Source organism: Pseudonocardia halophobica, from assembly GCF_027922425.1.
GTDB classification, from domain to species: domain Bacteria; phylum Actinomycetota; class Actinomycetes; order Mycobacteriales; family Pseudonocardiaceae; genus Pseudonocardia; species Pseudonocardia halophobica.
Window position 1 is genome coordinate 20,346 of the sequence record NZ_BSFQ01000035.1, and the last position, 25,827, is coordinate 46,172.

Annotated in this window: 26 protein-coding genes; 12 read left to right on the forward strand and 14 right to left on the reverse strand. The window is 74.4% G+C overall.

What is annotated here, in order from left to right:
• Window positions 1–3: 3 nt before the first annotated feature.
• Entirely contained in the window at window positions 4–363 is a 360-nt protein-coding gene (locus tag PKE99_RS29075) for a hypothetical protein (RefSeq protein WP_156067965.1), read from the reverse strand.
• A 213-nt stretch (window positions 364–576) separates the two neighbouring features.
• On the opposite strand from PKE99_RS29075, the gene PKE99_RS29080 reads away from it, so the two are divergent.
• Both PKE99_RS29080 and PKE99_RS29085 read left to right on the forward strand, forming a co-directional pair.
• Complete coding sequence (locus PKE99_RS29080) at window positions 577–1,152, forward strand: type 1 glutamine amidotransferase domain-containing protein (RefSeq protein WP_037051092.1); 576 nt, start codon at window positions 577–579, stop codon at window positions 1,150–1,152.
• A 59-nt stretch (window positions 1,153–1,211) separates the two neighbouring features.
• Window positions 1,212–2,168 carry a DNA polymerase domain-containing protein gene (locus PKE99_RS29085; protein WP_037051094.1) on the forward strand — a complete coding sequence of 319 codons (957 nt, stop codon included), beginning with the start codon at window positions 1,212–1,214 and terminating at the stop codon, window positions 2,166–2,168.
• Window positions 2,169–2,244: 76 nt separating this feature from the next.
• Here PKE99_RS29085 and PKE99_RS29090 read toward each other — a convergent pair whose 3' ends face one another.
• Both PKE99_RS29090 and PKE99_RS29095 read right to left on the reverse strand, forming a co-directional pair.
• Window positions 2,245–3,084, reverse strand: a complete 840-nt coding sequence (locus PKE99_RS29090; protein ID WP_037051102.1) for a hypothetical protein — start codon at window positions 3,082–3,084, stop codon at window positions 2,245–2,247.
• Window positions 3,085–3,104: 20 nt separating this feature from the next.
• Window positions 3,105–3,974, reverse strand: coding sequence for a L,D-transpeptidase (locus PKE99_RS29095; RefSeq protein ID WP_156067967.1), 870 nt, complete (start codon window positions 3,972–3,974; stop codon window positions 3,105–3,107).
• Window positions 3,975–4,246: 272 nt separating this feature from the next.
• On the opposite strand from PKE99_RS29095, the gene PKE99_RS29100 reads away from it, so the two are divergent.
• A complete protein-coding gene (locus PKE99_RS29100; RefSeq protein ID WP_037051104.1) occupies window positions 4,247–4,885 on the forward strand; it encodes a class II aldolase/adducin family protein in 639 nt (212 codons plus the stop codon).
• 40 nt (window positions 4,886–4,925) lie between these two features.
• On the opposite strand, the gene PKE99_RS29105 is transcribed toward PKE99_RS29100, so the two are convergent.
• A complete protein-coding gene (locus tag PKE99_RS29105; RefSeq protein WP_051738037.1) occupies window positions 4,926–5,366 on the reverse strand; it encodes a DUF1707 SHOCT-like domain-containing protein in 441 nt (146 codons plus the stop codon).
• A 192-nt stretch (window positions 5,367–5,558) separates the two neighbouring features.
• Here PKE99_RS29105 and PKE99_RS29110 point away from each other — a divergent pair, with 192 nt between their 5' ends.
• Both PKE99_RS29110 and PKE99_RS29115 read left to right on the forward strand, forming a co-directional pair.
• On the forward strand, window positions 5,559–6,761 hold the full coding sequence (locus PKE99_RS29110; RefSeq protein WP_051738038.1) for a sensor histidine kinase: 1,203 nt from the start codon (window positions 5,559–5,561) through the stop codon (window positions 6,759–6,761).
• A complete protein-coding gene (locus PKE99_RS29115; protein ID WP_037051105.1) occupies window positions 6,758–7,423 on the forward strand; it encodes a response regulator transcription factor in 666 nt (221 codons plus the stop codon). Before PKE99_RS29110 ends, PKE99_RS29115 begins: the two co-directional genes overlap by 4 nt.
• Before the next feature lie 62 nt (window positions 7,424–7,485).
• Here PKE99_RS29115 and PKE99_RS29120 read toward each other — a convergent pair whose 3' ends face one another.
• The 6 genes from PKE99_RS29120 to PKE99_RS29145 form a co-directional block, all read right to left on the reverse strand.
• A complete protein-coding gene (locus tag PKE99_RS29120; RefSeq protein WP_037051107.1) occupies window positions 7,486–8,241 on the reverse strand; it encodes an amino acid kinase family protein in 756 nt (251 codons plus the stop codon).
• A 2-nt stretch (window positions 8,242–8,243) separates the two neighbouring features.
• Window positions 8,244–9,056 (reverse strand): amino acid kinase family protein, encoded by an 813-nt coding sequence (locus PKE99_RS29125; protein ID WP_037051114.1) that lies wholly within the window; start codon window positions 9,054–9,056, stop codon window positions 8,244–8,246.
• Window positions 9,057–9,297: 241 nt separating this feature from the next.
• The gene (locus PKE99_RS29130) at window positions 9,298–10,515 is read right to left on the reverse strand and encodes a cysteine desulfurase-like protein (RefSeq protein ID WP_037051116.1); all 1,218 of its coding nucleotides are present in this window, start codon (window positions 10,513–10,515) and stop codon (window positions 9,298–9,300) included.
• A 19-nt stretch (window positions 10,516–10,534) separates the two neighbouring features.
• On the reverse strand, window positions 10,535–11,815 hold the full coding sequence (locus PKE99_RS29135; RefSeq protein ID WP_037051117.1) for an MFS transporter: 1,281 nt from the start codon (window positions 11,813–11,815) through the stop codon (window positions 10,535–10,537).
• A 107-nt stretch (window positions 11,816–11,922) separates the two neighbouring features.
• Window positions 11,923–12,369, reverse strand: coding sequence for a hypothetical protein (locus tag PKE99_RS29140; RefSeq protein WP_037051223.1), 447 nt, complete (start codon window positions 12,367–12,369; stop codon window positions 11,923–11,925).
• A 114-nt stretch (window positions 12,370–12,483) separates the two neighbouring features.
• Entirely contained in the window at window positions 12,484–14,085 is a 1,602-nt protein-coding gene (locus PKE99_RS29145) for a sensor histidine kinase (protein WP_051738039.1), read from the reverse strand.
• A gap of 131 nt (window positions 14,086–14,216) precedes the next feature.
• Here PKE99_RS29145 and PKE99_RS29150 point away from each other — a divergent pair, with 131 nt between their 5' ends.
• Complete coding sequence (locus PKE99_RS29150) at window positions 14,217–15,716, forward strand: carboxyl transferase domain-containing protein (protein ID WP_037051119.1); 1,500 nt, start codon at window positions 14,217–14,219, stop codon at window positions 15,714–15,716.
• 121 nt (window positions 15,717–15,837) lie between these two features.
• Here PKE99_RS29150 and PKE99_RS29155 read toward each other — a convergent pair whose 3' ends face one another.
• Window positions 15,838–16,068, reverse strand: a complete 231-nt coding sequence (locus PKE99_RS29155) for a hypothetical protein (protein ID WP_037051121.1) — start codon at window positions 16,066–16,068, stop codon at window positions 15,838–15,840.
• 478 nt (window positions 16,069–16,546) lie between these two features.
• Here PKE99_RS29155 and PKE99_RS29160 point away from each other — a divergent pair, with 478 nt between their 5' ends.
• Window positions 16,547–17,767, forward strand: a complete 1,221-nt coding sequence (locus PKE99_RS29160) for a L,D-transpeptidase (RefSeq protein WP_271214937.1) — start codon at window positions 16,547–16,549, stop codon at window positions 17,765–17,767.
• 57 nt (window positions 17,768–17,824) lie between these two features.
• Here PKE99_RS29160 and PKE99_RS29165 read toward each other — a convergent pair whose 3' ends face one another.
• The 3 genes from PKE99_RS29165 to PKE99_RS29175 all read right to left on the reverse strand — a co-directional run bounded on the left by PKE99_RS29165 (window position 17,825) and on the right by PKE99_RS29175 (window position 20,758).
• Window positions 17,825–19,384, reverse strand: coding sequence for an acyl--CoA ligase family protein (locus PKE99_RS29165; protein ID WP_037051227.1), 1,560 nt, complete (start codon window positions 19,382–19,384; stop codon window positions 17,825–17,827).
• A gap of 113 nt (window positions 19,385–19,497) precedes the next feature.
• Window positions 19,498–19,974: a MarR family transcriptional regulator gene (locus PKE99_RS29170; RefSeq protein ID WP_037051129.1), complete on the reverse strand. Its 477-nt coding sequence runs from the start codon at window positions 19,972–19,974 to the stop codon at window positions 19,498–19,500.
• A 10-nt stretch (window positions 19,975–19,984) separates the two neighbouring features.
• On the reverse strand, window positions 19,985–20,758 hold the full coding sequence (locus PKE99_RS29175; RefSeq protein WP_037051132.1) for an enoyl-CoA hydratase-related protein: 774 nt from the start codon (window positions 20,756–20,758) through the stop codon (window positions 19,985–19,987).
• A gap of 23 nt (window positions 20,759–20,781) precedes the next feature.
• Here PKE99_RS29175 and PKE99_RS29180 point away from each other — a divergent pair, with 23 nt between their 5' ends.
• The 5 genes from PKE99_RS29180 to PKE99_RS29200 all read left to right on the forward strand — a co-directional run bounded on the left by PKE99_RS29180 (window position 20,782) and on the right by PKE99_RS29200 (window position 25,738).
• Window positions 20,782–21,696 carry an LLM class F420-dependent oxidoreductase gene (locus tag PKE99_RS29180; RefSeq protein ID WP_037051134.1) on the forward strand — a complete coding sequence of 305 codons (915 nt, stop codon included), beginning with the start codon at window positions 20,782–20,784 and terminating at the stop codon, window positions 21,694–21,696.
• Window positions 21,697–21,822: 126 nt separating this feature from the next.
• Window positions 21,823–22,953: an MBL fold metallo-hydrolase gene (locus PKE99_RS29185; RefSeq protein WP_231498373.1), complete on the forward strand. Its 1,131-nt coding sequence runs from the start codon at window positions 21,823–21,825 to the stop codon at window positions 22,951–22,953.
• A 288-nt stretch (window positions 22,954–23,241) separates the two neighbouring features.
• Window positions 23,242–23,580, forward strand: coding sequence for a histone-like nucleoid-structuring protein Lsr2 (locus PKE99_RS29190; protein WP_037051136.1), 339 nt, complete (start codon window positions 23,242–23,244; stop codon window positions 23,578–23,580).
• A gap of 271 nt (window positions 23,581–23,851) precedes the next feature.
• Window positions 23,852–24,043: a hypothetical protein gene (locus tag PKE99_RS29195; protein WP_037051138.1), complete on the forward strand. Its 192-nt coding sequence runs from the start codon at window positions 23,852–23,854 to the stop codon at window positions 24,041–24,043.
• 156 nt (window positions 24,044–24,199) lie between these two features.
• On the forward strand, window positions 24,200–25,738 hold the full coding sequence (locus PKE99_RS29200) for an acyl-CoA synthetase (RefSeq protein WP_037051140.1): 1,539 nt from the start codon (window positions 24,200–24,202) through the stop codon (window positions 25,736–25,738).
• Window positions 25,739–25,827 lie beyond the last annotated feature (89 nt).

Genomic DNA, 25,827 nt, shown 5'->3' on the forward strand with positions numbered 1-25,827 from the left:
CCGTCAGGCGGTGACCTTGTGCGGGGTGCCGCGGAAGGCACACCAGAAGGTCGCGACCTCCGGATCCGCGGCAGGTCGCGCCTTCGCGCTGGTGGACTTGCCGAACATCCGCTTCAGCGCCCGCTTCGCCGAGCGCTCCGCGGCCGCGGCCAGCTCCTCGGCCCCCTTGTGCCGCGACCCGCGCAGCACGGCGACGAACACGAACCGCCGCTTCGCGGCGCGCGGGGCGGGCCGCCAGGCCGGGACCCACTCCAGCTCGGCGGTGAGCGGGCGGTCGGCGTCCGTGCAGAGGGCACGGGTGAGGGCGGCCTCCAGGACGTGCGGGTCCACGTCGGCCGGCGCCTTCACTCGCAACAGGGCCATCACCGGTTCGCTGCACGGTTCGGCGGAGGTGCGCACGTCGACCCCTTCGTCGGTGGTCCCGCGGCTCGCGGGGGCGGCTGCGACGCTGCCTGCTCAACGTGCGTGGCCCCCACCATGGCACACCGCGGCGCCCTGTGCGGGGTGTAGCGGACGTCCGTACGGGTATCGCCGCCACGAGGCCGCGGGCGCACCGCGGCCGGAAGGAGAGCCACGATGGGTGCACTGGACGGCAAGCGCGTCGCGATCCTCGCGACCGACGGCGTCGAGGAGGTCGAGCTGACCGAGCCGCGGAAGGCGGTCGAGGACGCCGGGGCCACCACCGAGATCGTGTCGATCTCCGAGGACGCCATCCAGTCGATGAACTCCGACATCTCGCCCAGCGGGGTGTACCCGGTCGACAAGCTGGCGTCGCAGGTGTCGGCGTCGGACTACGACGCGCTGATCATGCCGGGCGGGACGGTCAACGCGGACCGCCTGCGCATGGACCAGGACGTGCTGACGTTCGTCAAGGACGTGTTCGCCGCCGGCAAGCCGGTGGGCGTGATCTGCCACGGGCCGTGGACGCTGGTCGAGGCGGACCTGGTGAAGGGCCGCACGCTGACGTCGTTCCCGAGCCTGCGGACGGACATCCGCAACGCGGGCGGCAACCCGGTCGACGAGGAGGTCGTCACCGACCAGGGGCTCGTCAGCAGCCGCAACCCCGGCGACCTCGACGCCTTCTGCGCGAAGATCGTCGAGGAGTTCGCGGAGGGGGAGCACTCCGTCCACCCGGAGGGCGCCACCGCGTGACCCCGGCCGCGCGCCGGGCCATGATGCCTGCATGACGAGGTGCTCATGAGGGGGCCGGCGTGACGGCGGGCGAGGAACGGGCGGGCGTCGCGCTCTCGAGCCTGGACTCCCCGCTCGTCGACGGGGACGACGCGACCAAGCGGGACCTCGTCGACTACCTCGACGCCGTCGCGGACCGGCTGGTCCCGGTCCTGGCCGACCGGCCGCTCTCGGTGATCCGCGTGCGGCCGGGCCAGGAACCGTTCATGCAGAAGAACCTCCCCCGCTACACCCCGGACTGGGTGCGCAGCACGGTCATCCGCTCGCAGACCGGCCGCGAGGTCCGGTACGCGCTCTGCGACGACCAGCGGACCCTGCTCTGGCTGGCCAACCAGCGGGCCGTGGAGTACCACCCGGCCCTGTTCACGGTCGGGGCGTCGCACGCGTCGCAGCTCGTACTGGACCTCGACCCGCCGGAGGGCGCCGGCTTCCCCGCCGTCGTCGCGGTGGCCCACCTGGTACGCGAGGCGCTCGCCGGCGCCGGGCTCACCGGGGCCCTCAAGACGAGCGGCTCCAAGGGCGTCCACATCGTCGTCCCGCTCGCGCCGACCCCGTTCGACGACGCCGCGGCCGCCACCCGCGCCCTCGCCGCGCGGACCGAGAAGCTCGACCCGGGCATCGCCACCACCGCCTTCCTCCGCGAGGAACGCGAGGGCAAGGTCTTCGTCGACTCCACCCGCGCGGGCGGCGCGACCGTGGTCGCCGCCTACAGCCCGCGCATCCGCCCCGGCCTGCCGGTGTCCTTCCCGCTGGCCTGGGACGAGCTCGACGCGGTCTCCCCCACAGACTTCACCCTCCGCACCGCGCCGGACCTGCTGGCGGGCCGGTCCACCTGGACCGAGGCGCTGGCCGCGCCGCAGGAGCTCCCGGCCGACCTGCTCGAGGAGGGGCACGCGATCCCCGTCGCGCGGGTGCAGGCGATGCACGAGGGCAAGCGGCGCAAGCGCGCGGCATCCGACGCCGCCCGCGACACCTGAGCTGCCCACGGGCACGGGCCGGGGCCGCGCGTCCCCCACGCGCGGGCCCGGCCCCCGACCTCCCGTCCGGCCCCCGTCAGCCGGTCACGGGCAGGTTCTTCTGCACGACCTCGGGCCGCGGCGCCTCGCCGGGCTCCGGCTCGTGCTTCTTCACCGCCGGCTCGTCGTGCTCCTCGTCCGCCTCCAGCGCACAGGTCGCGGACCCGACGGTGATCTTCAGCAGGTCACCCTTCGGCGAGAGCGCCCGGAGCAGGTCGTCGACGGTCTTCAGCGGGGTCTTCCGCAGGTCCGGCAGCTGCCCGGTGACCAGGCCGACGAGGTCGGGCGCGATCTCCTGCTCCTTGTCGGTGAGGTCGCGCGCGCGGTCCTGCCCCGGCACCAGGGTGAGGGTGAAGCCGGTGACCGTGATCGAGTCGTCGTCGCGGTCCTGCTGGTTGAGCGTGATCCGCAGGAGCGGGGACACGTCGAACCGCTCCTCCTCCAGGGGCGCCTTCACCGGTGTCCCGAGGATCGACGCGTTGACGAGGTCGACCCCGGCCGACCCGCCGTCCGCCCCGTCGCACCAGGTCCGGAACGCCTCGGCCTTGAGGACGTCGAGCACGTTCACCTTCGCCACGGTCGCCTCGGCCCGGTGACCCTCGGCCTCGGCGACCAGGGCGGACAGGCCGATGCCGGGCTTGCCGTGCAGCGGGAGCGCGGTCACGTCGGCGACGCTCTGCCGGTCGTGCTCGCCGTCCCGGGACTCGGCGTACGGGCTCGGGCTGATCGACAGCAGGCCGTCCGTCCGGAAGACGGAGGCGGACGAGTCCACGGACGGCTCGGCCGCGGCGGCGGTGGAGCCCAGCAGCAGCACCGCCGCGGCCGTGGCCGCACCCACCGCGGCCGCACCGGCACCGGCGAACTTGGAGGTCTTCACGCGTCGGGTCCCTTTCTGGATCATGCTTCGTCGATCGTCACGAGCGTGCCCAGGGGCACCTCGGTGAGCTGGCGCAGCGCGTCCGCGGGGACGCGGATGCAGCCGTCGCTGGTGGCGGTGCCGAGCACGTCGTCGGTCGGCCAGGTGTGGATGGCGACGGTCCCCGGGCCGCCGCCGAAGGTGTCGTGCGTGGGGCTGTGCGTGCCCAGCGGCAGGATCACCGGGGAGTACTGCTGCTGGTCGTCGCTGAACGCGCCGAGCAGGAAGGTGCGGCCGGTGGGGGTGGGCGCCGAGGGCTTGCCGATGCCGACCGTCCACTCCGCGAGCTTCGCGCCGTCCTCGTAGAGGGCGAGCTTCATGGAGTTCAGGTGCACGGCGATGCGGTACGGCGTGGTCTTCACGTCGAGGTCGGCCAGCGGCAGCCAGCCCGTCGACGAGCTGGGCCGCGAGGGCAGCAGGACCTGCGCCCACTCCCCCTGCTGCGCGATCACCGGGAGCCACGTGTCGCCGATCTGCGTCACGGGCATGCGGGCGATCGGGGTGCCGCCGGGCGCGTCGTGGACCACCGTCTCGCGGACCGGGTGCGCGACCCGGCCGTCCGTGGTCTCCTGCGGCGCCGGGTCGGGCACGGCACCCTGCAGGGTGGTGTAGGTGGTGCTCTCCTGCAGCGAGGCCGGGTCGACGGCCGCGGCGACCGGGTCGGCGCCGGCGGCGGTGCCGCCCTGCTGCGCGACCGGCGACGGGGCGCCGCCGAGCAGCAGCCCGACGACCAGGACGATCGCCAGCAGGGCCACGACGCCGAAGCCGGCCCAGAGGACGAGGCCGGACCGCGAACGCCCGGAGCGCGAGGCGGACCGGCGGATCCGCGGGGGCAGGGTGTGGTTCGCCATCACGCAGCCCACGACCGGTTGGCGGGGGCGGCGGCGTGGACCGGGGAGGACTCCGACGCGCTGTGCACGATCGGATGAACGACGGGTCCACGATCAGGTGACGGGCCGTCCCACCATGATCGCTTCGCGTTCCGACGGACGGAGTCGATCACGCGACGGACGGTCGTATCCCGCCGTTCGCCCGGCCCCCGGCGCGCCGAGCGGCGTACCCACCGCACCACGGACGGTTACCATCGCTCCGGACCGGATGACGGAGCGTGACAGGAGACGGCGTGCTGCTGGCGGACGAGCGGGTGCGGATCGTGGAGTGCTGCCGGCGGATGGCCGCCGCGGGGCTCACGGTCGGCACCTCGGGCAACGTGAGCGAGCGGCGCGGGGACCTCGTCGCGATCACGCCGACCGGCGTCGACTACGGCGCGCTGACCCCGGCGGGGGTGTGCGTGGTCGATCTCGGCGGGCGCCCGGTCGAGGACGGACCGCTGCCCTCGTCCGAGCTGCCGATGCACCTGGCCGTCTACGCGGGCACGGCGGAGCGGGCCGTCGTCCACACGCACCCGCTGTACGCGACGGCGCTGTCCACGGTGGTCGACGAGCTGCCCGGCATCCACTACCTGGTCATGCAGCTGGGCGGGCCGGTGCGGGTCGCACCGTACGAGCGGTACGGGTCGGTCGAGCTGGCCGAGGCGAGCGTGCGGGCGATGGCGGGGCGCAGCGCGGTGCTGCTGCGCAACCACGGCGCCACGACGTGCGGCGACACGCTGGCGCGGGCCTACGACCGGGCCGTCACGCTGGAGTGGCTGTGCCGGCTCTACCACCAGGCCAGGCTGCTCGGGGAGCCCACGCTCCTCGCCGACGACGAGCTGGCCGCCGTCGGCGAGAAGCTGCGGACCTACGGACAACCACCCCTGTGAGTGGCGATAGTCGCCAGAGCGACTATCGCTACTCACGAGGTCAGGTGGTGCCGGATCGGCGGCGGGTCGCGAACCAGTAGTGCGCCGCGATGCTCACGGCGATCCAGAAGATCGGCCCGCCCGGCCAGAAGAACGACACCGGGCCGACGATCCAGCGCACCAGGACCAGCAGGACCACGGCGAGGCCGATCCCGGCGTGGATCACCAGGCGGCGCCGGGCGTCGGGCGGAAGGGTCCGCAGGCCCGGCGGCGGGGGCGGCGGGGCCGGCAGGTCGGCCGTCAGCGGGATCAGGTCCGCCTCGACCTTCGCGGCGTAGGCGGCCTGCTGGCGCTCGTCGGCCTCCTCGAGGGTCAGCCGTCCCTCGGCGGCGGCCGCCCGGATCCGGTCGGCGACGGCCTCGCGGTCGGCGTCGGAGAGCCGCAGCGCGGCGTCGGTGCGGAGGCGGGCGGTGTGGCCGGTGTGATCGGTGCTCTCGCTCATGCTGTCCCCCAGGTGTTCTCGTGGTGTGCCTCCACGGTGCCGGGGAGCGGCGACGCGCACGTCGGCCCGCGGGCGGGACCTGTGCTGCCGCCGGAGGGGGGCCGCGGGCCCGCGGCGTACGCCCCGCGGAGTACGCCGCCGGTCCCCCGCCGACCGACGCGTCCGGGGCGTGCGTCGCTCTAGGGTGCGGGTGTGTCCTGGTGGGTCGGGTTGCTGCGGCGCTCGTGGCAGAGCGTGCCGCACACCGTCCTGACCCCGGCCGCCTGGCTGGTCGTGGGGCTGGTCGCCGCGCTCAACGCGTCCCGCTTCGTGCCGACGGCCCGCCCGGTCGACGCGCTCGGGATCGCCCTGATCGTGCTGGGCCCGCTGCTGCTCGTCGTCCGCCGGGCGCACCCGCCCGCGGTGCTGGTCGGCTGCACCGCGGTCCTGCTCGGCTACCTCGCGCTCGGCTACCCGTTCGGGCCGGTCGTGGTGCCCTCGCTGGTCGCGCTGGCCGAGGCGATCCTGCGCGGGCACCGGCGGGTCGCCTACGTGACGACGGGCGTCGCCGTGCTCGCCGGCCTGGCGATCCAGATCGTGGTCCGCGGCGGCGCGGCCGGGCTCGAGGGCCGGCTGGGCTGGCTGGCGTGGCTGGCCGCGTACGTCGCGGGGTGCGAGCTGTGGCGGGCCCGCAGCGAGCGCCGCGCCCAGGCCGCGGCCGCGCGCGAGGAGACCGCGCGGCGGCAGGCCGGCGAGGAACGGCTGCGGATCGCCCGGGAGCTGCACGACGTGCTCGGCCACCACGTCTCGCTGATCAACGTGCAGGCCGGCGTCGCCCTCTACCTGATCGACGACGACCCCGAGCAGGCCCGGCGGGCGCTGGCCACGATCAAGGACGCCAGCCGGGACCTGCTCCGCGAGATGCGCTCCACCCTCGGCGTCCTGCGCGGGATCGACGAGGAGCCGCCGCGTGCGCCCACCGCCGGCCTCGGGATGCTCGACCGGCTGGTGGCCGACAACGAGGCCGCCGGGCTGGCCGTCAGCACCTCGGTCGACGCGGACGTCCGCGCCCTGCCGCGGAGCGTCGACCTCGCCGCCTACCGGATCGTGCAGGAGGCGCTGACCAACGTCCGCAAGCACGCGGGCGCCGGGCGTGCGCTCGTGAAGGTGACCGCGGCGGACGGCACGCTCCGGGTCGTCGTCGACGACGACGGCGCGGGCCCGCCCGAACGGCCCGGCGAGGGCGGCACGGGGCTGGTCGGGATGCGCGAGCGCGCCACCGCGCTGGGCGGCACGCTGAGCCACGGGCGCGCGCCCGGCGGCGGGTTCCGGGTGGAGGCGGTGCTGCCGCTCGCCGGCTCCGGCGGCGCGGCGGTCGGGGCGGTCGGGGCGCGGTCCGAGGAGGAGACAGGGTGATCAGGGTCATGCTGGCGGACGACCAGGCGCTGGTCCGGGCCGGGTTCCGGGCGTTGCTCGGCTCCGCGCCGGACCTCGAGGTGGTCGGCGAGGCCGAGGACGGCGAGGCGGTGCTGCGGGTCTGCCGCGACACCGCACCCGACGTCGTGCTCATGGACATCCGGATGCCCGGGCGGGACGGGCTGGCCGCGACCCGGGACATCGTGGCCGATCCGCGGCTGGCCGGGGTCCGGGTCGTCGTGCTGACCACCTTCGCCGAGGACGCCTACATCTTCGAGGCGCTGCGCTCCGGCGCCAGCGGTTTCCTGGTCAAGGACACCGAGCCGGCCGAGCTGCTGCACGCGGTGCGGGTGGTGCACGCCGGGGAGGCGCTGCTCTCCCCCGGCGTGACCCGCCGGCTCGTCGAGGAGTTCGCCGCGCGGTCCCGCCCGCCCGCACCCGACCGCCGGCTCGACGCGCTGACCGGCCGCGAGCGCGAGGTGCTCGCGCTGGTCGCCGCCGGGCTGTCCAACGACGAGATCGCCGAGAAGCTCGTGGTCAGCCCGGCCACGGCGAAGACGCACGTCAGCCGGTCGATGGTGAAGCTGGGCGTGCGGGATCGCGCGCAGCTCGTGGTGCTGGGGTACGAGACCGGCCTGGTGCGGCCGGGCTGGCTGGCCTGAGCACGAGTGAACGGCCCCCTCGCTCGGACCTGGTGAGCAAGAGGGCCGCTCGCCCGTGGGGTTCAGGCGTGGACGACGGTGCCGGTCTCCTTGTCCGCCAGCGCGTCGGTGAGCGCGCCCCGGGTCAGCCCGTTGACCACCCGGAACTCGCGGACGTGCTTGGCGGTGGGCAGCAGCTCGCAGGCCAGCCGGTCCACGGGCAGGTCCGGGGTGGTGGCGGGGACGCGGCCGCCGGGGCCGTCGACGTCCTTGACGAAGATCAGCCGCTGGGCGCCGAAGGCGTCGGCGAGCAGGACCGCACCCGCGTCCGTGCGGTGCACCGGCAGCTTGCCGACCACGGCCGGGAACTCGTGGGACCCGTAGGGCGGGTACCCGTTGGAGACGACGGCCGGGGCCGCCGCCAGGTGCCCCGCCAGCTGCCGGGCGACGGTCCCGTGCGGCACGTAGGACACGCCGTCGGCCGCGAGCAGCGCGGCCAGCAGGTGACCGTTCTGCTCGGCCTCGGTGGCCGCGAGCTCCGACAGCGCGCCGGTGGGCAGGCCCAGGTCGAGGCCCACGCCGATGGCGTGCCGGGCCCTGATGCCGGCGCCGGTGAGGATGAGCATCCGGTGGTCGCCGAAGGCGCCGCGCAGCTCGTCGACGAGGGGCAGGATCGCGTCCCGCCCCCGGTCGACGATCGCGCCGCCGCCGATCACGACGATGTCGAGCCAGGGCAGCAGCCGGGTCACCGGGCGCGAGGTGACCGGCCGGACGAGGTCGCGGTCGAGCAGCGTCTGCCGCGCCAGCAGCGACGGGACGTCCTTGCTGTGCTCGGTCATGATCAGCCCTCCGCCGTGATGATCGTGCCGACGTGCTCGCCCGCGAGCGCGCGGGTGACCAGGCCGGGCTTCAGGCCGTTGACGATCTGGATCTTCTTCACGAACCGCGCGTTCCGCATGAGGTCGAACACCGGGCGCTCGACGGCGAGGTCGGGCAGGTCCCGCGCGATCAGCTCGTCGACCGTGATCTCCGGGATCAGGGTGGCCGACGGGTCCGTCTTCGGGTTGGCCGTGTAGAGGCCGTCCTCGTCCTTGACGAAGGTCATCGACGCGCAGCCGTAGGTCTCGGCGACGAGGTAGCAACCGGCGTCGGTCCGGTAGGGCGGGATCACGCCCTCGGCCGGCACGCGCTGCCACATGTCGTAGGGCGGCATGCCGGCGAAGATCGCGGCGCCGACCTCGGCGACGCGCAGCGGCAGCGCGGCCATCGCCTCGCCGCCGACCACCGGGACGCCGTACTTGGCGAACAGGTGGCCGAGCATCGTCGCGTTCTGCCCGGCCACGGCCGAGCCGATGTCGCTGAGCACGCCGGTGGGCAGGCCGAGCTCGGCGGCCAGGGCGTAGGCGTGCCGGGCGCGGGTGCCGCCGCCGGTGCCGATCAGCAGCCGGTACCGCGGGAGCGCGGCGACGATCTCCTCGACCACCGGGAAGACCGCCGAGCGGCCCCGGTCGAGCAGGCTCTGCCCGCCGATCTTGAGCACGTGCACGTCGGGCAGGACCCGCTCGTCGGGCACGGCGTCGGTGGCGGCCTGCAGCTCGGGGTCGTCGAGGCTGCGGCTCATGAGCAGCTCGCCCAGCGCGGCTGCGGTCGTCATAGGAGAACCCCCTGGTCCCGGGCGGCCGGCCGGCCGCGCCGCGGGCGACCGTAGCCGCACCCGACCGGGGGCTGCCATCCGGCCGTCCGGCGGCCCGCGCGCGTCCTCCGTGGACGCGGCGGGCCGCGGCGATCTCCGGCCGCACCCGCGTGCGCGGGACCGGTGATGTGATCCCCGGCTCATCCGCCGCAGGTCATCGGGGGTCGTGCGTGCGAGGTGCCCCTCTAGGGGCGGTTGCCGCTCACGGGAGGGCCACGAACGAGGCCAGGCCGTCGAGGAGCCGGTCGACGTCCGAGTCGTCCGTGTACGGGGACAGGCCGATCCGCAGCGACCCGTGGTCGCCCAGCCCGAGCCGGCGGCTGGCCTCCAGCGCGTAGAAGGAGCCGGCCGGGGCGTTGATCCGGCATTCGGCGAGGTAGCGGTAGGCGTCGGCCGGGTGCTTGTCGGCGAACTCGACGAGCAGGGTCGGCGTCCGGTGGGCCGCCCGGGACCGCACGCGGACGCCGGGGAGCTCCGCCAGCACCTGCTCGATCCGGATGCGCAGCGGCTCCTCGTGCGCCCGGATCGCGCCCATCGTCTCGAGCAGCGCGGTGCGCCGGTCCGCCTGCGAGCCCGTGAGCCCGGCGAGGAAGTCGACCGCGGCCGTGGTGCCGGCGAGCAGCTCGTAGGGCAGGGTGCCCAGCTCGAACCGCTCCGGGACGGCGTCGCTGCTGGGCGCGAGCTTCGCCGGGCGCAGCTCCTCCAGCAGCTCCGGCCGGGCGGCGAGCACCCCGCAGTGCGGGCCGAGGAACTTGTACGGCGAGCAGGCGAAGAAGTCCGCGCAGAGCTCCGAGACGTCGATCCCGGCGTGCGCGGTGAGGTGCACGCCGTCGACCATCGTCAGGGCCCCGGCGTCGTGCGCGAGGGCGCTGATCTCGGCGATCGGCGGGATCGTGCCGACGAGGTTCGACGCCCCCGTCACCGCGACCAACCGGGTGCGGCGCGACAGCACGGCGGCGACGTCCGCGGCGGTGAGCTCGGCCGTCTCCGGGTCGAAGTCCGCCCAGCGCACGGTCGCGCCGGCGGCCTCCGCGGCCAGGACCCAGGGCCGGATGTTGGCGTCGTGGTCCAGCCTGGTGACGACGACCTCGTCCCCCGGTCGCCACGTCTCGGCCAGCGTGCGCGCGAGGTCGAAGGTCAGCTGGGTCATGCTGCGCCCGAAGACGATCCCGCGCGGGTCGGCGTCGAGCAGGTCCGCCATCGCCGCCCGGGCCCGCAGGACGATCCCGTCGGCGTGCCGCTCGGCCTTGGTGACGGTGCCGCGGTTCGCGACGGGGGAGGTCAGCGCCTCGTACACCGCGCGGGCCACCGGCTCGGGGGTCTGCGAGCCGCCGGGCCCGTCGAAGTGCGCGGTCCCGGCCTTGAGCGCGGGGAACTGCGTGCGGAGGGCGGCGACGTCGTAGCTCGCGGGCTGGCTCACGTCCCCACCCTCGCACGGTTCATCGCAGGACGGTCCCCTTCGTCTCGGGCAGCGTGAGCACGGTCAGGAACGCGATCACCGCGCCGACGGCGACGTACCAGAAGAACGCCCCGCCCAGCCACTGGATCATCAGCGGCGCGGTGCCGCCGAACAGCGCGACCGTGAGGTTGTACCAGGCGCCGATGCCCAGCCCGCGCACCTCGGTCGGGAACAGCTCGCTCATGATCGCCGGCGCGATCGAGGTCATCATCGTGTAGAGCCCGAGGCCCACGCAGAACACCACGAGCAGTCCGACGAACCCGGGTCGGACCAGGGCGGACAGCGGCACGATGAGGAGGGCGGTCGCCGCGGACCAGAAGAGGAGCTGGGGCTTGCGCCCGATCCGGTCCGACAGCGCGCCCATCGGGTACTGCAGCAGGACGAACAGTCCCGTCGCGATCGACAGGGCGAGGAAGACGTCGTACGGGTCGGCCCCGCGGGACTTCGTGGCGTACGGGGTCAGCGCGGAGAAGAAGGTGTAGTAGCAGAGCGTCGAGAGCAGGGTGAAGCCGACGAGCTGGCCGACGGCCTTCGGGTGCTCGCGCAGCGTGACCATCAGCGGGTTGCGGATCGTCTGGGCCTTGGCCTTGTTGGTCTCGTACTGCTCGGTCTCCGGCATCGCCCGGCGCAGCCAGAGCCCGAGGAGCCCGAGCAGGCCGCCGACGACGAACGGGATCCGCCAACCCCACGAGGAGACCTGGTCCTCCGACAGCGAGCCGGAGAGGATCACGCCGAGCACGCTCGCGATCAGCACGGCCCCGCCGGTGGAGATGTAGAAGAAGGACGAGTAGCGGCCGCGGTGGGCGGGCGGGGCGACCTCGCCGAGGTAGGCCGACGCGTTGGACACCTCGCCACCCAGCGACATTCCCTGCGCGATGCGGGCGAGCAGCAGCAGGACCGGGGCGAGCCAGCCGACCATCGAGAACGTCGGCAGGATCGCGATCACCAGCGAGCCGCCGGCCATCAGCAGGATGGTCAGCATCATCGCCGTGCGGCGGCCGCGGACGTCGGCGAAGCGGCCGAGCAGGAACCCGCCGAGCGGCCGGAAGAAGAAGGCCAGCGCGTAGGTGGCGAGCGTGCTGATCAGGGCCAGCGCCTCGTTGCCGGGCGGGAAGATCTGCGTCGCGAAGTAGATCGAGAACGTCGCGTAGATCGTCCAGTCGTACCACTCGATCGCGTTGCCGATGGAGGCGGCGACGAGTGTTCTGACGGGCAGCCGATGGCGTGTGCCGGTGGTGGTCTGCTGGCCGGTCTCGCTCATCCGCACTCCAGGGTGATCCGCCGTGATCAGTACAGCCGGGCACGATGTGCGCGAAAGGGTACGTCGGCCGGGTGACGCCCGCAGGGTCTGAGCCCCGGCCGAGCACGCTAGGAGACGGTCGCGGCGGAACCCAGGGCGCCGAGCAGGCGGCGGACGCCGGCGCGGGCCAGCAGCAGGACGAGGATCAGCAGCGTCACGGAGAAGAAGCCGCCGAGCGAGACGCTCGCTCCGAACACGAGGTCGACGGCCTCCAGGACGAGGAACTTGCTGCCGACGAGCACCAGCCACAGCACGAGCCCGGCCACGACCTTGCCGGCCGGGCCCGACGCGGCCCGGAAGCGGGCCTTCGCCCGGTCCTTGCCCGCCACGACCACCTCGAGGACCAGCTTGAGCAGGACGGCGGTGAGCAACGACAGCGTGAACGTCTCGCTGAGCACCTGCGGCAGGTACTCGATGAACAGGTTCAGCACGACGACGTAGACGAACACGTCGATCACCGCGGCCGCGACCCGCGGGTCCGCCGCGCGCGGGCGGTCCGCCTCCTGGTCGACCATGAGCCGACCGTAGGACCACCGGGTGGCCGGGGGCACCGCTCGACGGGTCGACCCGGAACCCGCTGGTGATCCGGGGTCGTGAGTGGCCACTGCCCCTCTAGGGGCAGTTGCCGCTCACGGGGTGGCGAGGGCGGGGAGCGGGATGGTCGGGCCGTCGGGGACGGGGATGGCGGGCGCGGGGAGCCGGACGGTGAAGGTGGTGCGGCCGGGCCGGCTGGCCACGGAGACCGTGCCACCGTGTGCGGCCACCACCGCCTGCACGATCGCCAGGCCGAGGCCGGTGCTGCCCCGGTCGCGGGAGCGGGAGCCGTCGCCGCGGGCGAACCGTTCGAAGACGTGCGCCGCGAGCGCGGGCGGGATCCCCGGGCCGGTGTCGGAGACGGTGACCAGCACGGCACGGTCGGCCGGGTCGGCCGGCGTCCGCAACCCCACGGTCACCTCCGTGCCGGCCGGGGTGTGGGTGCGGGCGTTGGCCAGCAGGTTCGTCACCACCTGAGTGAGCCGCAGGGTGTCGCCGAGCACCACCACCGGCTCCGGCGGCAGGTCCAGCCGCCACCGGTGGTCGGGGCCGACCGCGCCGGCGTCGGACACGGCGTCGAGCACCAGGCGGGTCAGGTCGACCGGAGTCCGCTCCAGCGGGCGGCCCGCGTCGAGGCGGGCGAGCAGCAGCAGGTCCTCGACCAGCGTGGACATGCGCTCGGCCTGCGAGGTGATCCGGGACAACGAGTGCGCGACGGTCGGCGAGAGGGTGCGGTCGCGGGCGGTCAGCTCGGCGTAGCCGCGGATCGCGGCGAGCGGGGTGCGCAGCTCGTGGCTGGCGTCGGCCACGAACTGGCGGAGCTGGACCTCGCTGGCGTGCCGGGCGTCCAGGGCGGCGGCGACGTTGTCCAGCATGCGGTTCAGCGCGGCGCCCACCTGCCCGACCTCGGTGCCCGGGTCGGTGTGCGCGGCGGGGACGCGCTCGAGGAGCTCGACCTCGCCGCTGTCGAGCCGCAGCGCGGACACCCGCCCGGCGGTCTCGGCAACCTGCTCCAGCGGCCGCAGCTCGCGCCGGACGGCGATCGCGCCGGCCACCCCGGCCCCGGTCAGCGCGAGCCCGATGACGATCGACTCGGCGACGACGAGGAGTTCCGTGAGGTGGTCGACGTCCGCCTGCGGCAGGCCGGTGACCAGCACCGTCCCCGAACCGTCGACCGAGGCGAGGAGCCGGTAGGTGCCGAGGTCACCGAGGTCCTCGCTCACCGGGTGCCCGTCGGTCGGGACGGCGGCGAGTGTGGCCAGGGCGTCGGCGGGCACCTGCTGCAAGGATCCGCCGCGGTCGGTGACCACTGCGTCGGTGACCTGCCCGGCGACGATGGTGGCGCCGACCGTGCGGGGGGCCTGGGCGGGGCCCAGGAAGTCGGCACCGAAGTCGGCGCCGCGCCCACCGCGGTCGTCGGGGTGGCCCGGTCCCCCGGGGCCGGCCCCGTTCTGGATGGAGACGAACCGGCCGCCGGCCGAGACGAGGTCGTCGTCGAGCTGGTCGAGCATGAAGTGGCGCAGCGCGATCGCCGTCGCCAGCCCCACGACGGCGCACACGGTCGCGAGCAGGAGCATCACCGCGGCCACGAGCCGGGCGCGCAGGGAGTGCCGGGTGCCGGGCCTGCTGAGCCTGCCGCGCCGACCCTCGACCCGGGTGCGCAGGGCTGCGCGCCGGTGCGTCGCCGTGGCGGTCATACGCCTACTGTGCGGGCCGGTCGTGTGGGGTCCGTGAGGACTTTCTGTGAGCCTCCTGTCAGCGCCGACGGTGGGCCCCCGATGGTGGTCACGGTCCTGCTGGGAGCCCTCGCGGGTGGCAGGCTCACCCCGTGACGCCGCGCTCGCGCCAGCTGCTGGACACCGTGCTCGACGACGGGACCTTCCGGTCCTGGGACACCACGCCGGCCCCCGTGCCGCTCGTCGCCGACACCCCGGAGTACCGGGCCGAGCTCGCGGCGGCGCACGAGCGCAGCGGCGTGGACGAGGCCGTGATCACCGGCGAGGGCCGGATCGCGGGCCGGCGGGTCGCGGTGGTGTGCAGCGAGTTCGCGTTCCTCGCCGGGTCGATCGGCGTGGCCACCGCCGAGCGGCTGATCCGGGCGATCGAGCGGGCGACGGACGAGCGCCTGCCGCTCCTGGCCGCGACGGCGTCGGGCGGGACCCGGATGCAGGAGGGCGCCATCGCGTTCCTGCGCATGGCGGCGATCTCGGCGGCGGTCACCGCGCACAAGGCGGCGGGCCTGCCGTACCTCGTCTACCTGCGGCATCCGACCACGGGCGGGGTGTTCGCCTCGTGGGGCTCGCTGGGCAACGTCACCGTGGCCGAGCCCGGCGCGCTCGTCGGGTTCCTGGGGCCGAAGGTGTACTCCGCGCTGTACGACGAGCAGTTCCCGGAGGGCGTCCAGAAGGCGGAGAACCTGCACCGGCACGGGATCGTCGACGCGGTGCTCCCCGCGGAGCGGCTCGCCGGCGTCGCGGCACGGGTGCTGGCGATGCTCGACCCCGTCGACCCGATGCGGCTGCCCCCGTCGGCGCCGGCCCGCGGCGAGCCCACCGGTCCGGACGAGGACGCCTGGGGCTCCATCGAGCGGTCCCGGCGGCCGGAGCGGCCCGGGGTGCGGGACGTGCTGCGGCTGGCGGCCACGGACGTCGTCCCGCTGGCCGGGACCGGGGAGGGCGAGGCCGGGCGCGGCCTGCTGCTGGCGCTGGTGCGGTTCGGCAGCGTCGCGTGCGTGCTGCTCGGGCAGGACCGGCGGCCGCAGGCCGCGGAACCGCTCGGGCCGGGCGCGCTCCGGACCGCGCGGCGCGGCATGCGGCTGGCCGCCGAGCTGGGCCTGCCGGTGGTCTCGGTGATCGACACGACCGGGGCGGCGCTGTCGGTGGCGGCCGAGGAGGGCGGCCTGGCCGGTGAGATCGCGCGCTGCCTCGGCGAGCTGACCGAGCTCCCCGTCCCGACGGTCTCGGTGCTGCTCGGGCAGGGCACCGGCGGCGCCGCGCTCGCCCTGCTGCCGACGGACCGGGTGATCGCCGCCCGGCACGGCTGGCTCACCCCGCTGCCGCCCGAGGGCGCCAGCACGATCGTGCACGGCACGCCGGAGAAGGCGGCCGAGGTGGCGGCACAGCAGCACGTCCGGGCCGTCGACCTGCTGCGGGCGGGCGCGGTCGACACGATCGTCGACGAACTCCCGGACGCCGCCGACGAGCCCGAGGCCTTCGCCCGCCGGGTCGCCGACGCGGTGGAGTCCGAGCTGCGCGCCCTGCTCCCGCTCTCCCCCGTCGACCGATTGGTCCGCCGGCGCCGCCGCTACCGCACCCTCGGCCTCCGCTGACCCGGTCGCGCAGGTGTTCCGGGACCCCCCTGTCCCGGCAGCGGACACGGTCGCCACGACCCGCTCGTCGAGGATCCCCGTGGAGCGGAGCCGGGCGACCGTGTTCTCGCGTCCGGTCCCGTCAGCCGGCCAGCCGCCGCCCGAGCATCTGCTTGGCCTGCTCGGCGCCCTTGCGGCTCTCCCCCTGCGCCCGCCGGAAGAACTCGGCCAGGTCGCCGTCGCCGTCGCGTTCGGCGTCCTGGACGTAGGTTTCCAGCCGCAGCGCGTTGTTCAGGCACTGCTCGGTGAACCAGATGAGGTTGTAGTCCTTGTCCTTGGTTCCGGTGACCTCGCCACCCTCGCCCGACGTCATGCTCCCGTCACCTCCGGTCGTCCCGGGCGCACCGGTGGTTCCCGCCGGCGCCCCCGCTCCCGCGGTGCGACACCCGCGCCGCCCTGCGCCCCGGCGGCGCACCGACGTGGCGACCGACGTGGCGCAGTGGGCGCCGGGTACCACCCGGGGCGCCGGGCCAACCATGGCCTGCCGCCGGTTCGGTGGTCGGGCCGGCGCCGCGCCCCTGGACAGGCCGACGCCCGTGGTCGCGACACACCCCGTCACTGACCGCGATGCCCCGCCGCCGGCCCACTCTTCCGGATCGCGACGCTGCTCGCGGGCCGCGCGAAGGGGTGATTCGGGATCCGGACGATCCGCCCGGAATGGCGCCGTCCCATTCCCCTGGGCCGTTCGGGTGATTCCCGTAACGCTATCGAATCGCAATCACGCTCCGCTCCGGATCCTCACCGACCGTTGGCATGATGATCGTGGGGTTCGTGTGACGCGAGGGGGAGCCGTGAAATCGGTGCAGTGGCGTGCCGTGCGCCGCATCCTGGCGGGGGCGGTCGCGCTCGGGGTGTCCGCCGGGCTCGTCGCGGCCTGCGCGAGTGCCAATGCCGACGCTGCGCACAACGGTTCGGCGGCCGCCGCGCCGCAGGCCCCTGCGGCCATCGTCCCGCGGCTCGAGCTGCAGCCCGCCGCCGGCACCGCCGACGTCCACCCCCTCGGCGCCGCCCGGGCGTCCGCGAGCGCGGGCACCCTGCGGGACGTCGCGCTCACCGACTCGGACGGCGAGACGCTGCCCGGCAGCTACTCCGGCGACCAGGCCCAGTGGACCGCCACCGCGCCGCTCGCCTACCACGAGACCTACACCTGGAGCGGCTCGATGGTCGCGCCCGACGGCGCGGTCACCCCGCTGGCCGGTTCCTTCACCACCGTCGCCCCGGCGCGCCTGGTCAAGGCCTCGAGCAACATCGGCGAGGGCGCGACGGTCGGCATCGCCGCGCCCGTCGCGATCCGCTTCAACCGCGACCTGTCCGACGAGGCGAAGGCGGAGGTCGAGCGCGGGCTGCGGATCACGACGTCGACCCCGGTCGAGGGCGCCTGGGCCTGGCTGCCGGACGACTGGGGCGGCTCGCGGGTGCACTGGCGACCCAAGGAGTACTGGCCGGTCGGCACACAGGTCTCGGTGGTCGTGCCGCTGTACGGCAAGGACCTCGGCACCGCCGGCTACGGCTCCGCCGACCTGACCACCCACTTCACCATCGGCCGCAGCCAGATCGTGAAGGCCGACGAGAACAGCCACCGGATCGTCGTGATCCGGGACGGCCAGCAGGTGATGGACCTGCCCGCCAGCTACGGCCTGGAGAGCGACCCGCGCCGGGTCACCCGCAGCGGCATCCACATCGTCATGGCGAAGTCCGAGAAGGTCCTGATGTCCAACCCGGACTACGGCTACGTGAACATGCCGGAGTACTGGGCGGTGCGGATCTCCAACAACGGCGAGTTCATCCACGCCAACCCGGCCTCGCAGTCCGCGCAGGGCCGCCGCAACATCTCGCACGGCTGCATCAACCTGTCGATCGCCAACGCCAAGGCCTACTTCGACACCGCGATGTACGGCGACCCCGTCGAGGTGACCGGCAGCAGCGTCCCGCTGTCCGCCCAGGACGGCGACATCTACGACTGGGCGGTGCCGTGGGACGAGTGGAGGACGATGAGCAAGCTCAGCACCTGACCGTGCCCGCACGAGCGGCGCTCTCGCTCAATGGGACCGAGCGAGAGCGCCGTCCGCTCACTGGATCCGGCGCTCCACCCCGGCCCACGCCTTGTCGCGGAGCACGAACTTCTGGATCTTGCCGGTGGAGGTCTTGGGCAGCTCGCCGAAGGTCACGGACTTGGGCGCCTTGAACCGCGCCAGCCGCCCGCGCACGTGCTCGACGATCTCCTCCTCGGTCGCCGACGCGCCCTCCTGCAGCGTCACGTACGCCGCCGGGACCTCGCCCCACCGCTCGTCCGGCACCGCGATCACCGCCGCCTCCAGCACCGCGGGGTGGTCCATGATCGCCTGCTCCACCTCGACCGACGCGATGTTCTCCCCGCCGGAGATGATCACGTCCTTCGAGCGGTCACGAAGCTCCACGTACCCGTCGGGGTGCACGACGCCGATGTCCCCGGTGCGGAACCAACCGTCCGGCACCGCCGCCGCGGTCGCCTCCGGATCGTCGAGGTAGCCCAGCATCAGGTTGTTGCCGCGCAACGCGATCTGGCCCGTCGCGGTGCCGTCGGCGGGCACGTCGGCGCCGTCCTCGCCGATCACCCGGACCGCGCACGAGATCATGTTCCCGACGCCCTGCCGCGCCTTGAGCCGCGCCTGCGCCTCCGCGTCGAGGGAGTCCCACTCCGGGCGCCAGTCGCACAGCATCGCCGGCCCGTAGGTCTCGGTCAGCCCGTACAGGTGGGTGACCTCGAAGCCCAGCTCCCCCATCCGCCGCAGGATCGCCGGCGACGGCGGCGCCCCGCCCGTCGCGATCCGGACCGTGTGTCCCTCCGGCAACGGCGACGCGTCCTTGGCGTACGCGATCATCGACAGCACCGTGGACGCCCCGTTCAGGTGCGTCACGCCCTCCTCGCGGATCAGCCGCCACACCTCCGCCGGGTCCACCTTGGGCAGGCAGACGTGCGTCGCCGCGGCCGCGGTGACGGCCCACGGGAAGCACCAGCCGTTGCAGTGGAACATCGGCAAGGTCCACAGGTGCACGCTCGACGGCGTCAGCCCGGTGTGGCCCACCATCGACACCGCCTGCAGGTAGGCCCCGCGGTGGTGGTACATCACGCCCTTGGGCCGGCCCGTCGTCCCCGACGTGTAGTTGATCGACAGCAGCGACCGCTCGTCCGACGGCGTGCGGTGCAGCGGCTCCGCGCCGTCCAGCAGCGCCTCGTACTCGGCACCGGAGCGGATGCGGTGCGGTGGGGCGTCGAGCTGCGCGAACACGTCGTCGACCAGCGTGTCGAAGGACGGGTCGTGGATCAGCACGGCGGACTTCGAGTGCTGCAGGATGTAGGCCACCTCGCCGGCCGAGAGCCGGGTGTTCACCGCGACCAGCGGCACCCCCGCCCACGGCACCCCGAAGTTCGCCTCCAGCAGGACGTGGGTGTTCGGCGCCAGCACCGCCACCGGCCGGCCGTCCGCGAGGGGAGCCAGCCCCCCGGCCAGTCGCGTACACCGCTCGTGCAGCTCGGCGTAGGTCCACCGCCGGTCCCCGTCGACGACCCCGATCCGGTCGCCGTGCGCCGCGGCGGCGCGATCCAGGTACGCGGTCGGGGTCAGCGGCTCGAACGACAGGGCGTCCAGGAGGGCGGGATCGGGGGCGGGGGTGTCGGGGGTGTCGGCGGCGTTGCTCACGACGGTGAGCCTCGCCCGGCGTGCCGCCCGTGCGCAACGGGAAGGCGCACACAGCCGATCCCTCAGGAAGGGGCGAGCGGTCCGACCTCCCGACGCCGCCGCGCCACCAGCTCCGTGACCCCGGACAGGAACCGGGCGACGGCGGCCAGCTCGGCCTCGTCGTAGCCCTCCAGCATCGCGTCCATCCCCGCCCCGAGCGGCCCGAAGAAGGCCTGGCCGATCCCGGCCGCGGCCGAGCCGTACCGCAGCACCACGCGGCGGCGGTCCCGCTCGTCCCGGTCCCGGCGCACGTAGTCGTGCCGCTCGAGCCGGTCCACCAGCGCCGTCGTCGCCCCCGAGGAGAGGCCGAGGTGGGCGCCGAGCCGGCCCGCGGTGAGCGGCTCGCCGACCCGGTCGGCGTTGAGCACCGCGATGAGCGCGTGCAGGTCGGTCGTGTGCAGGCCGTGCTGCTCGGAGAAGGCCTGGGCGAGCCGCGCGGACTCGGTGGCGTAGGCCTGGAGCAGCCGGACCAGCTCGTCCCGCCGTGCCCCGTCCGTCATGATCGCCAGGCTACCGACCGGTCCACCGCGGCTCGCGCTTCTCCAGGAACGCGGCCACGCCCTCCTGCCGGTCGGCCGAGGCGAGCACGGCCTCGGTCGCCTCCCGGGTGGCGGCCCAGCCCCGCTCGTCGGGCTCCCCCGCCACGGTCTCGACCGCCCGCAGCGTGGCCCGCACCGCCACCGGGGCGTTGGCGCACACCTGCTCGGCGAGGGCGAGCGCGGCGGCCTCCGCTCCCCCGTCGTCGACGACGTCGGCGACCAGGCCCAGCTCGTGCGCTCGGTCCGCGCCGAGGGGCTGCCCGGTGAGCAGCATCTGCTTGGCCACGTTGAGCGGCAGCGGGCGCGGCGCCCGGAACAGCGCCCCGCAGTTCGCGACCAGCCCGCGCGCCACCTCCGGCAGCCCGAACCGCGCCGACCGGCCCGCCACCACCAGGTCGCAGGCCAGCACGATCTCGAACCCGCCGCCGTAGGCCACGCCCTCGACGGCCGCGATCAGCGGCGTCGAGCGCTCCCGCCGGACGACGCCGTAGTTGCCGCCCCGCGCGGTCCGCTCACCCGCACCGCCCGCGAGGTCCGTGCCGGCGCAGAAGACCGTCGGCCCGCCGGTGAGGACGCCGCACCACAGCTCGGGATCGTCCTCGAGCTCGTTGAGCGCGGCGTCGAGCGCGGCGGTCATGGCCGCGTCGACGGCGTTGCGCTTGGCCGCCCGCTCCATCCGGATCAGGAGGACCCGGCCGCGCCGCTCGGTCGAGACCCGGTGCTCCGTCGCAGTAGAGGTGCTCACGACCCGACCCTAGAGTCCGGAGGGTGACGGACACGAGATCACGTTTCGCCCTCCCCGCCGTCGGCCTGTGGACCGGCGCGCTCGACGTCGTGCCGGCCGCGCGGGCCCGGGAGCTCGCGGCCGAGCTGGAGTCCCTCGGCTACGGCGCCGTGTGGATCCCCGAGGTCGCCGGCCGGGACCCCTTCGTCCACCTGTCGATGCTGCTGTCGGCGACCGAGCGGCTGGTCGGCGCGACGGGCATCGCCAACATCTGGGCGCGGGACGCGGTCGCCACCTCCTGCGCCACCAAGGCGCTGACCGAGGCCTACCCGGAGCGGGTGCTGATCGGGCTCGGGGTGAGCCACCAGAACCTGGTCAGCGGCCTGCGCGGGCACCAGTACGACAAGCCGCTCACCGCGATGCGCGAGTACCTCGACGGCATCGACGCGGCGCCGTACACCGCCCAGCGGCCGACCACCCCGGTCCGGTACGTCCTCGCCGCCCTGCGCCCGAAGATGCTGGAGCTCTCCGGCGAGCGGACGGACGGGGCACACCCGTACTTCGTCACGCCCGAGCACACCGCCCGTGCGCGCGAGATCCTCGGCGCGGAGCCGCTCCTCTGCCCGGAGCAGGCCGTCGTGCTCGAGACGGACCCGGCGAAGGCCCGCGAGATCGGCCGCCGCTACACCGCGACCTACCTGGCCCAGCCCAACTACGTGAACAACATCAAGACCCTCGGGTTCGACGAGTCCGACCTGGCCCACGGCGGGTCCGACGCCTTCGTCGACGCCCTGGTGGCCTGGGGCGACGTCGACACCGTGGTCGCCCGGGTGCAGGCGCACCTCGACGCCGGCGCCGACCACGTCGCCGTCCAGGCGCTGCCGGCGGAGAAGCGGGGCGTGCCCGAGGACCAGTGGCGGGAGCTGGCGGCCCCGCTCACCGCGCTGCGGACGGGCTGACGGCCTCCCGGCCCGGTCGCGCGGGAGCGCAGGTCGCGCGGCCGGGCCGAACCCGCGGCCGCCGGCTGGGAGCGGGCTGAGACCGCCCGGCGATCTCCCGCCCGGCGCGCTCGTACCCTGTAGGGCGTGGCCCGCCCGACGCCGCTCCCCCTCCGCACCGGGGTGCTGACCGCTCTCGCCCTCGCCGCCACCGGCGGACTCGCCGCGGCCGGCGCGGCCGCGTGGGGCATCCCGCGCGCGATGGGCGCGACGCCCGAGGAGCTGCGCCGCGCCGCCGACGGGTCGGCGCACGCCCGGGAGGGCCGCTTCCGCAACACCGAGCCCGGCACCGGGCTGCCGTCCGGCACGGTGCCGGCCGCCCTGCGCGCGGTCGTCGGCCGCCGGGCCGGCCGCCCGACCCGCCCGGTCCCGCTCAACCGCCCGGACGGCGGACCCGCCGGAGACCTCGCGGTGACCTGGTTCGGGCACTCCAGCGTGCTGCTCGAGATCGACGGGCGGCGGGTGCTCGCCGACCCGGTGTGGGGCGAGCGGGTGTCGCCCTCCCGTCTGGTGGGACCGCGCCGGCTGCACCCGGCCCCCGTCCCGCTGGCCGACCTGCCGCCGGTCGACGCCGTGCTGATCTCGCACGACCACTACGACCACCTCGACCTGCCCACCGTGCGCGCCCTGGTCGCCGACCCGCGGCACGGTTCGGCGCCGTTCGTGGTGCCGCTCGGGATCGGGGCGCACCTGCGGGCCTGGGGCGTGCCGGAGAACCGGATCGTCGAGCTGGACTGGGACGGGCGGACCGAGGTGGCCGGGCTGACCCTCACGTGCGCCGAGGCGCGGCACTTCTCGGGCCGGGGCCTGCGGCGCGACACCACCCTGTGGTCCTCGTGGGCCGTCGCGGGGCCGCGGCACCGGGCCTACTTCGGCGGCGACACCGGCTACACCGCCGCCTTCGCCCGGGCGGGCGAGCGCTGGGGACCGTTCGACGTCACGCTGCTGCCGATCGGCGCCTACGCGGATCTGTGGCCGGACATCCACATGAATCCGGAGGAAAGCGTGGCCGCCCACCGCGATCTCCGCGGCGGGGTGCTGCTGCCCGTGCACTGGGCGACCTTCAATCTCGGCCTCCATCCCTGGTCGGAGCCCGTGACCCGGTTGCGGGCCGCCGCGGAAACGGCCGGAATCCCGCTCGCGCTGCCCGTTCCGGGCCAGCGAATCGACCTGACGGGCCCGCCGCCGACCGCGGACTGGTGGACGCCGGTCGCCTGAACGGCGCCATTACCGCGGATCCCGCCGGTCCCCCCGGGATCGGGCTCCGCAAAACCCGCCGGATGCCTCCGAAGGGGTGATCCGCGCGACGCGCGCCCGCGGAACAGGGGACCCGAATCGACTTTCCGCGGCGCCTTCCTTTATTGTCGACGGCGACGCATTCTCCTGTTCCGCACGCCGATCCACTCCGCTCCCGGAAAGCACCCGGACACCGCACCGGGCGATGCTTCCTGCCCGCGTGGAGCCCGGTGGGGGCAGGAGCCCGGTGAGCAGAAGGGCTGAGGGAACGTGGCGAAGCAGACCACGGTCACGCTGATCGACGACCTGGACGGCGGCGAGGCGGACGAGCAGGTCGAGTTCTCCGTCGACGGCAAGTCGTACGAGATCGACCTGTCGGCGAAGAATTCCGAGAAGCTGCGCGAGGCGCTGGCGCCGTTCATTGCCGCAGCTCGCCGTACCTCCGGCCGGCGGGCGTCGGGCAGCGCGCCCGCACCGGCCTCGCGGCCCGTTTCCGACCGCCAGCAGAACCAGGCGATTCGGGAATGGGCGGTGGCACAGGGGATGAAGATCTCGGAGCGCGGCCGGATCCCGTCCAATGTTCTCGACGCGTACCACGCGGCCCACTGAGCACACGTCGGAACATCCGTCACGGTTCGGTGACAAGGGCGAGTCTTTCGTCACCCGAACCGTGCCGACCCCGCCATTTCCCGGTCGTCGCCCACCGTTCCCGCGCGGGCACGGAACGGCGCCCGTTCCGCTCCGAGAGCCGACCTGCACGTCCGGTGAGGATCTTCCCACCCGTCGCGGTGATGCCGTCGCGTTCCGTTCGCCCGGTAGACTCCTCCGACCCGCACCGGTACCCCGACCCGGTGACGGGAGAGGAAGAGAGGCACGAGACGTGAGCGAGAAGGTCACGAACGGTTACGGCACCTGTCCCGTCTGCGCACGACTGAAGCACGTCACCCCCGAGTCGACCCTGCGCCTGCACAACCGGTTCTCCGCGCGCGGCACGGTCGTCACCGCACAGCGCTGCGCCGGGTCCGGCGCGCCGTCCCTCGAGAGCACGGAGCCGCCCGCGGCCTCCGCCTGAGCCGCCCGGGACCGCGCGGCAGCCTCTCCGGCACCTCCCCGCCGCCCGCGCCCCGCTCCCCGAGCGAGATGAGCCTCACCTCCGTCCGCCGCCGGCGATCGTCTGCCAGGATCGGGTCTTCCGACAGCAGGACGTCGATCGAGGAAGAGGACGGACATGTACCCGGGCACGCACGCCGCCACGACACCCGACAAGCCCGCGGTGGTGATGGCCGGCAGCGGCGAGACGCTGACCTTCCGCCAGCTCGAGGAGGGTTCCGCCCGCCTGGCCCGGTACCTGCACGAGGCCGGGCTGCGCCGCGGCGACGTGATCGCCGTCGTCACCGAGAACACTCCGCGGGTCTTCGAGATCTACTGGGCCGCCCGCCGCTCCGGTCTCTACGTCACGATGGTCAACCACCATCTCTCGGCGCCCGAGGCGGCCTACATCGTCACGGACTGCGGCGCCAAGGCGCTGCTGGCGTCCGCGGGGGTGGCCGGGCTCGCCGCCGCCATCGGCGACCAGGTCTCCGTCGACGTCCGGCTGGCATTCGGCGGCCCGATCCCCGGCTCGGACGCCTACGCCGACTACGACGAGACCCTCGAGGGCGTCTCGGCCGAGCCCCTGCCCGAGCAGCCCCGCGGCGCGGACATGCTCTACTCCTCCGGTACCACCGGCCGCCCCAAGGGCATCAAGCCGACGCTGCCGGACTCCTCGGTCGACGAGCCGGGCGACACCTACATCGACCTGTTCGGGCCGATGTACGGCTTCGACACCGAGACCGTCTACCTCTCCCCCGCGCCGCTGTACCACGCCGCGCCGCTGCGCTTCTGCGCCACGGTCCAGGCGATCGGCGGCACCGCCGTCGTGATGGAGCGATTCGACCCGGAGGCCGCGCTGGCCGCGATCGAGCGCTTCTCGGTCACGCACAGCCAGTGGGTGCCGACGATGTTCGTCCGCATGCTCAAGCTGCCCGAGGAGACCCGACGCAGGTACGACCACGCGTCGCTGCGGGTCGCGATCCACGCCGCCGCACCCTGCCCGCCCGAGGTCAAGCAGGCGATGATCGACTGGTGGGGCCCGGTGCTCCACGAGTACTACGCCGCCACCGAGGCCAACGGGATCACGTTCGTGAGCTCGCCGGAGTGGCTGGAGCGGCCGGGCACCGTCGGCCGGGCCGGGCTCGGCACCGTGCGGATCTGCGACGACGAGGGCAAGCTCCTCGCGCCGTACGAGGTCGGCACCATCTACTTCGAGCGGGACGAGCGGCCGTTCGAGTACCACAACGACCCGGAGAAGACGGCCGGCGCGACCCACCCGGACCACCCGACCTGGACGACCACGGGCGACCTGGGCTACCTCGACGAGGACGGCTACCTCTTCCTCACCGACCGCAAGGCGTTCATGATCATCTCGGGTGGTGTGAACATCTACCCGCGCGAGGTCGAGGACGTGCTGGTCACGCACCCCGCGGTGCTCGACGTCGCGGTGATCGGCGTGCCGGACCCGGAGATGGGCGAGTCGGTCAAGGCGATCGTGCAGCCCGCGCCGGGGGTCGACGCCGGGCCGGAGCTGGAGCGCGAGCTGATCGCCTTCGTCCGCGAGCGGATCGCGCACTACAAGGCGCCGCGCAGCGTCGACTTCACCGACTTCCTGCCCCGCACCCCCACCGGCAAGCTGGTCAAGCAGGAGCTGCGGGACCGCTACCCGCACTGATCGCACAGGTCGGCGGCGCCCGGCTCCCGCGGCCTCGAGCCGTTGACCTGTTCGGTCCCGCTCCGGCCCGAACGGACCTTGCCGAACGT

Bases quoted from the DNA above. Each gene is read 5' to 3' on its own strand.
- PKE99_RS29080 (WP_037051092.1), top strand. From the start codon at position 577: ATGGGTGCACTGGACGGCAAGCGCGTCGCGATCCTCGCGACCGACGGC.
- PKE99_RS29145 (WP_051738039.1), bottom strand. From the start codon at position 14,085: ATGACCGCCACGGCGACGCACCGGCGCGCAGCCCTGCGCACCCGGGTC.
- PKE99_RS29105 (WP_051738037.1), bottom strand. From the start codon at position 5,366: ATGAGCGAGAGCACCGATCACACCGGCCACACCGCCCGCCTCCGCACC.
- PKE99_RS29075 (WP_156067965.1), bottom strand. From the start codon at position 363: ATGGCCCTGTTGCGAGTGAAGGCGCCGGCCGACGTGGACCCGCACGTC.
- PKE99_RS29200 (WP_037051140.1), top strand. From the start codon at position 24,200: ATGTACCCGGGCACGCACGCCGCCACGACACCCGACAAGCCCGCGGTG.
- PKE99_RS29120 (WP_037051107.1), bottom strand. From the start codon at position 8,241: ATGACCGAGCACAGCAAGGACGTCCCGTCGCTGCTGGCGCGGCAGACG.
- PKE99_RS29125 (WP_037051114.1), bottom strand. From the start codon at position 9,056: ATGACGACCGCAGCCGCGCTGGGCGAGCTGCTCATGAGCCGCAGCCTC.
- PKE99_RS29095 (WP_156067967.1), bottom strand. From the start codon at position 3,974: ATGGCGAACCACACCCTGCCCCCGCGGATCCGCCGGTCCGCCTCGCGC.
- PKE99_RS29170 (WP_037051129.1), bottom strand. From the start codon at position 19,974: ATGACGGACGGGGCACGGCGGGACGAGCTGGTCCGGCTGCTCCAGGCC.
- PKE99_RS29135 (WP_037051117.1), bottom strand. From the start codon at position 11,815: ATGAGCGAGACCGGCCAGCAGACCACCACCGGCACACGCCATCGGCTG.
- PKE99_RS29140 (WP_037051223.1), bottom strand. From the start codon at position 12,369: ATGGTCGACCAGGAGGCGGACCGCCCGCGCGCGGCGGACCCGCGGGTC.
- PKE99_RS29155 (WP_037051121.1), bottom strand. From the start codon at position 16,068: ATGACGTCGGGCGAGGGTGGCGAGGTCACCGGAACCAAGGACAAGGAC.